The organism is Desulfosalsimonas sp. (assembly GCF_055149105.1).
The window spans coordinates 1-8785 of the sequence record NZ_JBSRLA010000095.1 but is presented as its reverse complement, the minus strand read 5'-3'; the positions used below and the strand labels follow the sequence as shown (position 1 = coordinate 8785).

Here is an 8785-nt window from a genome sequence, read left to right as displayed (position 1 = left end):
ATGATAAAGGATGTCAAGTTTACGGAAAAAGTTTCCAAACTGTTTTGTCCGTGTCCGTGTTGAAGCAAAACTTATGCCAACCGGCATTTGCGGTTATAGCATGAATGCAATCAACCGAATCAAACTGTTTCTGGCCCTTTCGCGCACCCCCCACGGCATACTGGACATGGCCACCCCGGGTTTCTGCGTGCTGCTGTACCTGGGCGGCTTTCCGCCGGTTTACATTGCGGGCATCGGGCTTCTCACCGCATTTGCCGGATACACTGCCATCTACGCCTTCAACGACATTGTGGACTACAAAACCGACAAGGAAAAATATTCCCGGCCCACCGCATCCGAGGAGGGCTACCTGGATTCGCTGATGATCCGCCATCCCATGGCCAGGGGGATGCTGCCGTTAAAAGACGGCCTGATATGGGCCACAGGTTGGTCTGTGGTGGCCCTGATCGGCGCCTGGCTGCTAAACCCGGTGTGCGCGCTCATCTTTCTTCTTGGCGCCGGGCTGGAGGCGACTTACTGCCTGCTTTGGCGGGTGAGCCCCTGGCGGGCGGTGGTCAGCGGATTTGTCAAAAACATGGGGGCTGCGGCGGCATTGTTTGCGGTGGACCCGGAGCCGTCGTTTATTTTTATGGCGCTTGTGTTTGCCTGCCTGTTTTTCTGGGAAATCGGCGGGCAGAACATCCCGGCGGACTGGATGGACATGGACGAGGACCGGCGGCTGGCCGCCCAGACCATCCCGGTGCGCCTGGGGGCGCAGAAATCCGCGTTCCTGGCCCTTGCATGCCTTTTGATCTCGGTTGTGTTCTGCGTGATCCTGTTTTTGATTTCATTTCCCGGCGCCGGGGCTGTCGCACCCCTGGCGGCGGTGGTCATCAGCAGCGGGCTTTTGATCGAGCCCGCCTTCCGGCTTTACCGTGGCCTTGGGCGCGAAGAGGCCATTGCCCTTTTTAACCGGGCCAGCTATTTTCCGGTTTCCATGCTCATGATCGTGCTGATCATGATTATTTGAACCGAGAGTTTTAAGTGTTAAGTAAAAGAGAAAAATCAAGCAGTTCAAACAACTTTTGCATCGCAGAAGCTTTGAAAAGGTCCTAAAACTGGGATAACCGCCAACCAATAAAAAAATAACATCTTGATTTTACTTAACACTTAAAACTTAACACTTAACACTGCCTGTAAAAAACTTTTTACAGGCTCATTAACCCCAAAAAAGGAAAAAAATATGGATTCAGCTGCAAGCCGATGTTTGGCCATGGCGAGACTGGCTTTGGGGGCGGCAATCTTTCTTGTAATCGCAACTGCGGCCGCCCCGGCTCTCGCCCAAAACCCGGAAGTCCGAACCACGTGCAATATTCACCAGGGACCCTGCAGCGCCGAGCTTGCCGGCCGCAGCGTGGCACTTGAAATTTCGCCAAAGCCGGTAAAGGCCATGGAGGAGCTTGAGTTTCGCGTGACAATCAGCGGAGACAGGCTTTCAGAGGCGCCTTACATCGATCTTGGCATGCCGGCCATGAAAATGGGCCCCAACCGGGTGGAGATGACCCGGCAGGGGGAAAACACCTGGACCGGCAAGGGCGTAATTGTGCGCTGTCCCAGCGGCAAGAACACCTGGTTTGCCCGGGTAGCGCTGCCGGAAACCGGAACAGCCGAATTTGTCTTTGATGTGGTCTACTGAATCCATATACGCGGTGTTTCTGGCCACGGGGTTTACCGTGGGCTTTGGCCACTGCATCGGCATGTGCGGCCCCATCGTGATTTCGGTCTCCCTTCAGCTAAAGGACCGGCCCTCGTTTTTCCCCCAGCTGTATTACAACATCGGCAGGACCATCACCTATTCGCTGCTGGGGGCCATTATGGGCGCAACCGCCTCCTTTACCCGGTTTGCCTCCCAGGCGGGCGGTTTTCAAAAGGCTGTGCTCATGTTTGCGGGAATACTCATTATTGTCATGGGCCTGGCCATGACCGGGTGGGTGCCGGCGGGCCGGATTTTTCAAAACGCCCCGCCCCTTGCCGGGTTTGCCCGGGCCGGATTTAAGCGGATTCTTGATGCAAGACGCGCGGTCCTGTTTCTGCCCCTGGGCATGGTCCTGGGGCTTTTGCCCTGCGGGCCGGTGTATACGGCCATGATTGCCGCGGCCCGGATGGGCATGGAGGCCCAATCCACGCTCGGGGGCATGCTCTCCGGGGCCGGGGTCATGGCCTGCTTTGGTATTGGCACCATACCCGCCCTGCTGTTGCTCTCCCAGGTTTCCAATGTCAAATGGCTCAAACACCGGGATCTCATCTACAAGTTCGGCGGGGTGATGATGATCCTTGTGGGCATTTATTTCACCTGGAAGGGATGGACCTATTAGCCCCATGTTCATCATCGACTTTGAAGCCTCCAGCCTGCGCAAAAACTCCCATCCCATTGAAGTGGCCTGGGGGTGCCGGCCAGATGCCATTGCATCCTATCTGTTAAACCCGAATTTCATGGCCGGCTGGACCGACTGGAACCCCAAAAGCTTTGAATTCCACGGAATCACCCCGGAACAACTCCGGCAACACGGCCATGATCCCCGGAAAGTGGCGGAAAAAATGGTCAGCGACCTTGCCGGCCAGCCGGTATATTCAGATGAGCCCCATTTTGACATCCGGTGGAAAAACCGACTGCTGGCCGATTCCGGATATGATCCATCCCTGGTGAAAATACTGGACTTAAATACCTGGCTGGCCCGCATGGCGCGCACGCCTTCGGCCAACCAAAGCGTAAACGATCTTGTCTGCACATTTGAATGCAGCCAGAAAAGCCGGCACCGGGCTGCGGCAGACGTGTTCTGGCTGCTGGAATTTGTGGCGCATGTGAAACAAAACTGCTGACCCTTCCCTGCTCTCCCGAAAAACCGCCTGCAAATGCGTTTTGGCCATAAACCGGATTGCAATTTCGGCTGTTGGGATTAATTATTGAAATATATCCGTTATTGTTTTTCACCAGCAACCATCACCCCTGGGAGAGAATCATGAAAAAGAAATTTTTTATACCGGTTGACGACTCCATTTACACTGTCCAGGCCATGCAGTACATGGCAGCCATGGCCCCGGTATTTCAGGATGCCGATTACATCCTTTTCCATGTTCAGCCCAAAATATCAGACTACATCCGGGAAGAATCCCGGAAGGACCCTGCGGCCATGGAGGAGCTCAAAAAATTCAACAACAGAAACGAGGCCCTGGGCAAGGAACTTCTGGAGGATCTGAAAAAGCGGATGATCCGCATGGGCGTGGCCAAAGACAAAATCACCGTATCCACCCGGAGATGCCGGGAAGGAAGGGCCAAGGACATCATTGATGAGGCCCGGGTAGCATCTGCGGATGCCATTGTCATGGGGCGCAGGGGTGTTTCCCGGTTTGCGGACACGTTTATCGGCAGCACCACCAAAAACGTTATCGAGCACAACCCGGACATTCCCGTATGGATGATCAGCGGCGAAGCCCCGTCCAAAAACATTCTGCTGGCCGTGGACGGCTCCGTGGATTCAGCCAAGGCGCTGGATTATCTTCTGGATATGCTCCGGGAAGATCCGGATGCGGGCCTGACCCTGTTTCACGTGCAGGCCTCGTTAAGAGACACCTGCGGCCTTGATTTTGAGCAGCAGGCGGATTCAGGCGAGGAAAAGGCTTTTGCCAGGGTGATTGAAAAAGCCGGTCGCCAGTGCATTGACAATTTCATGGAACTTGCCCGCGGCAAGCTCAAAGAAAAGAAAATCAACGAAAACCGGCTGAACCTCAAAATTGTCCCGGCACGGTTTGATATAACCGGCGCGATTCTGGAAGAATTCAAAAATCAGGGCCACGGCACCCTGGTCATTGGCAAGCGGGGTATGAACAAACGGTTTTTCATGGGCAGTGTTTCCAATTACCTGATCCGGCATATGGAAAACGGCGCATTGTGCATTGTTCCGTAAAACCACTTACAGCAGCACCAGGCCGCAGAGGCTGGACATGCCGATAACCTCGGAGCCGTTTTCGTGGACAACGCCCTTAAACGGCCATCCGGCCGCCTCATAGAGTTTTGTCACATTGATGCCGAATCCGGACATGGACTGTCTGGCCCGGTCCGGGTTCCGGCATTGCCCGTTTTCACCGATAACCCGGCATTCCAGAAAATCGCGGCAAAACACCTTTTTACAGGAGTTTCCGGCATAGGCCCGGGCGTTTGCAAACCCGAGTGCAACAGCCTTTTGCTCAATGCCGGCAGCGGTTTCGTGCAGTAGCTGAAACAGTTCCCGGCCCTGGCCGGAATACAGGATCGCGGACGGGACCTCGATTTTGAAAAAGATCGCAAAGTTTACTGTTTCCAGCCGTTTGCGCATGGCATCGGGTCCGCCCACATTCGGGGGGCAGCTTTTGGAAAGCCCGTAATTGATGCACTTGGGCCGGATGCATTTTTCCGCCAGACTATCTTCAACCACAATGCTTTCCGGGGCAAGCACCACCGCATCGGTTGCACCCATGTCCCTTGCCGCAGAAAGCAGATCATCGAGTTTTTGCTTTGTTGTCGTCAATTGTTCGATTTCCTTGTCCAACCATTTTTGACAATTTCGTAAAAAGTCAATTTTGGGATGGCAAAGTAAAAGGTTCAAGATCAAGGCGCGCAAATCCCGAGGAATGCAGCGTACTTTATCGTACGTGAAATTCCGCAGGGATGCAGCGCAACGCAGATATTGGACTTTTTACTTTGCCATCATTTTTTGTCATGTGCAGCCATGATGATTAAAGTTAATATTATGGAAAAACCAACGAAGGATTACAAATATTTTTTAAAAGACACCATCCGTCTGCAGGTGGATTTTTCGCAAACCGCACAGTCCAGAGGGCTTGCGCCTCCGCCGCTGCAAAAGCCGTGCGCGGCGGATGCCAAAAAAATCCCCCTGCCCCCGGCCCGGGACTGGCAAACCATCAACCCGGTTTCCGTGATGGATGCCATTGCCCGCAGGCAATCGCGCAGGGCTGCCACCAAAGGCGACATGGCGCTTTCTGAGCTGTCGTTTCTGCTGTGGGCCACCCAGGGCGTCCGGCAGCAGGCCGGGCCCTACAACGCCCTTCGCACGGTGCCTTCGGCCGGGTGCAGGCACGCATTTGAAACCTATATCGCGGTCTTCCGGGTAAAGGGTTTGGAAAAGGCCATTTACCGGTACCTGCCCCTGAGCCATGAACTTGTCCTGGAAACCCGCCCTGACAATCTGGAACAGACCGTTACCCGCATGGCCATGGGCCAGTCCTTTGCCGGAAAAAGCGCGGCCACGTTCATCTGGACCACCATTCCGGCCCGCATGGAATGGCGCTACGCCGAGGCCTCCTACAAGGTCATCGCCCTGGATGCCGGCCACGTCGGCCAGAATCTGTATCTGGCCTGCGAAGCAGCGGGCTGCGGCACCTGCGCCATTGCCGCCTATGACCAGGAGTATTGCGACAAAATTTTGGGCATTGACGGCCAGCAGGAGTTTACCCTCTACATGGCGCCTGTAAGCAAAATCTGAACAAAGCCTCCGCCACGAAGGCTTCTCCACAACTCAAAGACCGAGGAAGAAAGCCCGAAGGCCGGGGCCGGGTTTTTTCGCTCCTGAGCCTTTTTGCGGATTCAGCCAATGCCTTCGCCAAAATTTCAAAAACTCGGGCATTCGCCCTCAAACAGTTTGAAATTTTCCGGCTCCGGCATTGGCTGAATCTCTTCGCAAAAAAGATCAATGTCGCTTCAAAAACCCGGCCCCGCCCTTCGGGCTTCCTTGGCGACCCTATCCCAAATTCCATAACTCCATAAAACACCTCTCCAGACCTATCAGCCTTATATCCGTATTCAAATGCAAAGGATATTCGGGTAAAAAAACAGGTGCTGCCACATATTCCCAGAGCCTTGGCCATGAGCAGGGGCGGGGGTGGTTTGTTTGGCTGCATTGGCGCGGTTTCGGCATAAGATCGGACCGGGGCTTTGGCGACCGGAATTTTAAACTGTCTGAGGGCGATGAGCCCGAGTTTTTAAAATTCCAGCCAAGGCCCCGGTCCGATCGCCGAAAGCACGCCGCAGACAAATAAACCACACCCGACCCGGCTCATGCGAAAACCCGCAAAAGCTGCTTCCGCCTTGGTTCTGCCGATGTTGCGGCTGCGACTTCTTCCGGGTTGAAAATGGTGGTGGCTTGGGGGAAGAAAGCCCTGCGGCCGGGGCCGGGTTTTTTCGCTCCTGAGCCTTTTTGCGGATTCAGCCAATGCCTTCGCTGAAATTTACAAACCCGGCCTGTCGTCCTCAAACAATTTGCAATTTTTCCGCAAAAATTCTCAATGTCGCTTCAAAAACCCGCCCCCGCCCTCCGGGCTTCCTTGGCGACCCTATCCCAAATTCCATAACTCCATAAAACACCTCTCCTGGCCGATCAACTCCGAATCGGTATTCAAATTCAAAGGATCGCCCGGTAAAAAACAATTGTTGCCTCATATTTCCAGTGGGCTGGTCATGAGTCTTATGCATAAATACCTTGCCCGAAACCATTCAATTTTGATAAGATTTTGAATATCTAAGAATGGATTTAAACCTCTAACTGCCTGGTTGCTCAGCCATTGGAAACAATTCACAAACTCATTTATAAAAAAATGAAATGTGTGATCTGCAAAAACGGAATGACTCAAAAGAGCTTTACCACTGTTGTTCTTGAACGCAATCAAATGACCCTTGTATTTAAGCAGGTGCCGGCAGACATCTGTGAAAATTGTGGTGAAGAGTATATTTCTTCGGCTACAAATGAAAAATTGCTCAATTATGCCGAAGCTGAATATGAAAAAGGGATTTCACTGGAGATGCTTAATTTTGCAGCCTAAAACGCAAATACAACCAGATACGGACCAGCATCCGGACCTGAGCCTGTCGTCAGGGGGTGTGCAGATCGGGATAGGACCCGGGGCCTCATCCTCCGGCTGCTGACCGTCGGATCAAGCGGGCCGGACGGCTCCGCCGGATATCAATCAGCCGTTTGTCACAGGCACGCTGTCCACCGCCGCAGGCACCCTGCCCGTGGTTTCTGGACACCTTGGCCCTGCAGACCGCCTGGGCACAATCAAAACACGGGTGGGCATCGGCCGGATGACCTATACCGTGGACCCGGGCCTTTACGCCATGGGCGCGCCGGATGAAAACAGCCCGGTGCTGGTCACCGCCAACTACAAGTTGAGCTTTGACCGGCTGCGCGCGGCCTGGCACCCGAAAGACGCCTGGATCCTGGTGCTGGATACCAACGGAATCAATGTCTGGTGCGCTGCGGGCAAAAAAACCTTTGGCACAAACGAACTGGTCAGCCGGATTCAATCAAGCGGGCTTGCAAAAATCGTCTCCCACCGAAAAATCATCCTGCCCCAGCTTGCCGGACCCGGGGTGGCCGCTCACAAGGTCAGACGGGCCTGCGGGTTTACGGTGGTCTACGGCCCTGTGGAAGCCGACGACCTGCCGGCATTCCTGAAAAACGGGATGAAGGCCACCCGGCAGATGCGCACCAAGAACTTTCCCATGAGCGAACGCGCGGTGCTCATTCCCATGGAATTCATCCCTGCCGCAAAATGGATGGCCGCCTTGATGGTGGTTTTTTTCCTGCTGGGCGGCGCCGGTTTTAACGATGCATGGTGGGCTGACGTGCGCATTCACGGAAGCTTTGCGGCCCTGATGCTGGCAGGAGGCCTGGTGGCGGGCTCCGTGCTGACCCCGCTTTTGCTGCCCTGGATTCCCGGCCGGGCGTTTGCCGCAAAAGGCGCCATTGCCGGCCTGGTCACATCGTTTGCAATTGCCGCCGCTGCCGGCCCGAATTTGGCCCGGGCCGCTTCTTTGGCCGAAGCCGCGGGCATGGCACTGATTGCAACGGCTGCGGCCGCCTTTATGGGCATGAATTTTACCGGTGCTTCGGCTTATACCTCCCTTTCCGGGGTCCGCCGGGAAATGCGCGCGGCCGTGCCCGCCATGATCGCCGCAGCAGTGGTGGGCCTGGTGCTTTGGACAGCTGCCCGCTTTATCTCCTGATCCGCAGGATGGGCTTGCATTTCCATGGCAGCAGAACCATTGTAAAAGAAGACAAAAAGGTGAACAAGACTATGGGAACAACATCTTTTACATACCTGAAAAACGTCACCACCCTGGAACTGAATCCGGAGCTGTGCACAGGCTGCGGCATGTGCGCCATGGTCTGCCCCCGGGAGGTGCTGGCCCTGGCAGACGGCAAAGCCGAAATCATCAGTCGGGATGACTGCATGGAATGCGGGGCGTGCGCCCAAAACTGCCCTACGGCCGCAATCACCGTGGATGCCGGGGTGGGATGCGCCGCAGCGGTGATCAACAGCATGCTGGGACGCACCGGCGATTCCTGCTGCTGCGTTGTGGAACCAGACCAAGAAAAAGCCGCACCCCAATGCGGGCCCGGCTGCTGCTGAAAGACGCTTCTTCCAAGCAACATCAAAAAAGTTGCTGTTCGTGCCTGGTTCTATAATTTTCGCATGATGCCGGCCGGTGGCGGTTTGCTCCCTGCTGACCGCTTGCGCGCTCAATGCGACTCGCAAACCACCCCCGGGCCGGCATCATGGCCGAGTGTGTGCAAAATTTCACACCAAGGGAGTCGCAAGGAACACATTTAGGTCTTAAAAAGCGTTGTTTTCATGCCCGGTCCCGTGGGCCGGCCCGGCAAGAACCCTTCCAAGGAAGCCCGGGGGCGGGGTCGGTTTGTGAAGCGACATTGAGCGTTTCCGGGATAAATTCAGCCAATGCCGGAGCGAG

General features: G+C 55.0%; 10 protein-coding genes. 9 read left to right on the top strand and 1 reads right to left on the bottom strand.

Annotated elements, in window-relative coordinates; translation table 11 throughout:
- The first annotated feature begins 100 nt into the window (after window positions 1–100).
- The 5 genes from ACTCIA_RS15715 (at window position 101) to ACTCIA_RS15695 (ending at window position 3944) form a co-directional block, all read left to right on the top strand.
- The gene (locus tag ACTCIA_RS15715) at window positions 101–1009 is read left to right on the top strand and encodes a UbiA family prenyltransferase (RefSeq protein ID WP_463002748.1); all 909 of its coding nucleotides are present in this window, start codon (window positions 101–103) and stop codon (window positions 1007–1009) included.
- Between the two features lie 213 nt (window positions 1010–1222).
- Window positions 1223–1675, top strand: a complete 453-nt coding sequence (locus ACTCIA_RS15710) for a hypothetical protein (RefSeq protein WP_463002747.1) — start codon at window positions 1223–1225, stop codon at window positions 1673–1675.
- On the top strand, window positions 1662–2354 hold the full coding sequence (locus ACTCIA_RS15705; protein ID WP_463002750.1) for a sulfite exporter TauE/SafE family protein: 693 nt from the start codon (window positions 1662–1664) through the stop codon (window positions 2352–2354). Before ACTCIA_RS15710 ends, ACTCIA_RS15705 begins: the two co-directional genes overlap by 14 nt.
- A gap of 4 nt (window positions 2355–2358) precedes the next feature.
- A complete protein-coding gene (locus ACTCIA_RS15700) occupies window positions 2359–2859 on the top strand; it encodes a 3'-5' exonuclease (RefSeq protein ID WP_463002746.1) in 501 nt (166 codons plus the stop codon).
- A gap of 140 nt (window positions 2860–2999) precedes the next feature.
- On the top strand, window positions 3000–3944 hold the full coding sequence (locus ACTCIA_RS15695; protein WP_463002745.1) for a universal stress protein: 945 nt from the start codon (window positions 3000–3002) through the stop codon (window positions 3942–3944).
- 6 nt (window positions 3945–3950) lie between these two features.
- On the opposite strand, the gene ACTCIA_RS15690 is transcribed toward ACTCIA_RS15695, so the two are convergent.
- Entirely contained in the window at window positions 3951–4544 is a 594-nt protein-coding gene (locus ACTCIA_RS15690) for a DUF2284 domain-containing protein (RefSeq protein ID WP_463002744.1), read from the bottom strand.
- A 222-nt stretch (window positions 4545–4766) separates the two neighbouring features.
- On the opposite strand from ACTCIA_RS15690, the gene ACTCIA_RS15685 reads away from it, so the two are divergent.
- The 4 genes from ACTCIA_RS15685 to hgcB all read left to right on the top strand — a co-directional run bounded on the left by ACTCIA_RS15685 (window position 4767) and on the right by hgcB (window position 8445).
- On the top strand, window positions 4767–5519 hold the full coding sequence (locus ACTCIA_RS15685) for a SagB/ThcOx family dehydrogenase (protein WP_463002743.1): 753 nt from the start codon (window positions 4767–4769) through the stop codon (window positions 5517–5519).
- A 1075-nt stretch (window positions 5520–6594) separates the two neighbouring features.
- Entirely contained in the window at window positions 6595–6852 is a 258-nt protein-coding gene (locus ACTCIA_RS15680; RefSeq protein ID WP_463002742.1) for a type II toxin-antitoxin system MqsA family antitoxin, read from the top strand.
- A gap of 58 nt (window positions 6853–6910) precedes the next feature.
- Window positions 6911–8038, top strand: coding sequence for a mercury methylation corrinoid protein HgcA (gene hgcA, locus ACTCIA_RS15675; protein ID WP_463002749.1), 1128 nt, complete (start codon window positions 6911–6913; stop codon window positions 8036–8038).
- Window positions 8039–8109: 71 nt separating this feature from the next.
- The gene (gene hgcB / locus ACTCIA_RS15670) at window positions 8110–8445 is read left to right on the top strand and encodes a mercury methylation ferredoxin HgcB (RefSeq protein ID WP_463002741.1); all 336 of its coding nucleotides are present in this window, start codon (window positions 8110–8112) and stop codon (window positions 8443–8445) included.
- The last annotated feature ends 340 nt before the right edge of the window (window positions 8446–8785 follow it).

Bases quoted from the DNA above. Each gene is read 5' to 3' on its own strand.
- ACTCIA_RS15700 (WP_463002746.1), top strand. From the start codon at position 2,359: ATGTTCATCATCGACTTTGAAGCCTCCAGCCTGCGCAAAAACTCCCAT.
- ACTCIA_RS15695 (WP_463002745.1), top strand. From the start codon at position 3,000: ATGAAAAAGAAATTTTTTATACCGGTTGACGACTCCATTTACACTGTC.
- ACTCIA_RS15685 (WP_463002743.1), top strand. From the start codon at position 4,767: ATGGAAAAACCAACGAAGGATTACAAATATTTTTTAAAAGACACCATC.
- ACTCIA_RS15710 (WP_463002747.1), top strand. From the start codon at position 1,223: ATGGATTCAGCTGCAAGCCGATGTTTGGCCATGGCGAGACTGGCTTTG.
- hgcB (WP_463002741.1), top strand. From the start codon at position 8,110: ATGGGAACAACATCTTTTACATACCTGAAAAACGTCACCACCCTGGAA.
- ACTCIA_RS15715 (WP_463002748.1), top strand. From the start codon at position 101: ATGAATGCAATCAACCGAATCAAACTGTTTCTGGCCCTTTCGCGCACC.
- ACTCIA_RS15705 (WP_463002750.1), top strand. From the start codon at position 1,662: ATGTGGTCTACTGAATCCATATACGCGGTGTTTCTGGCCACGGGGTTT.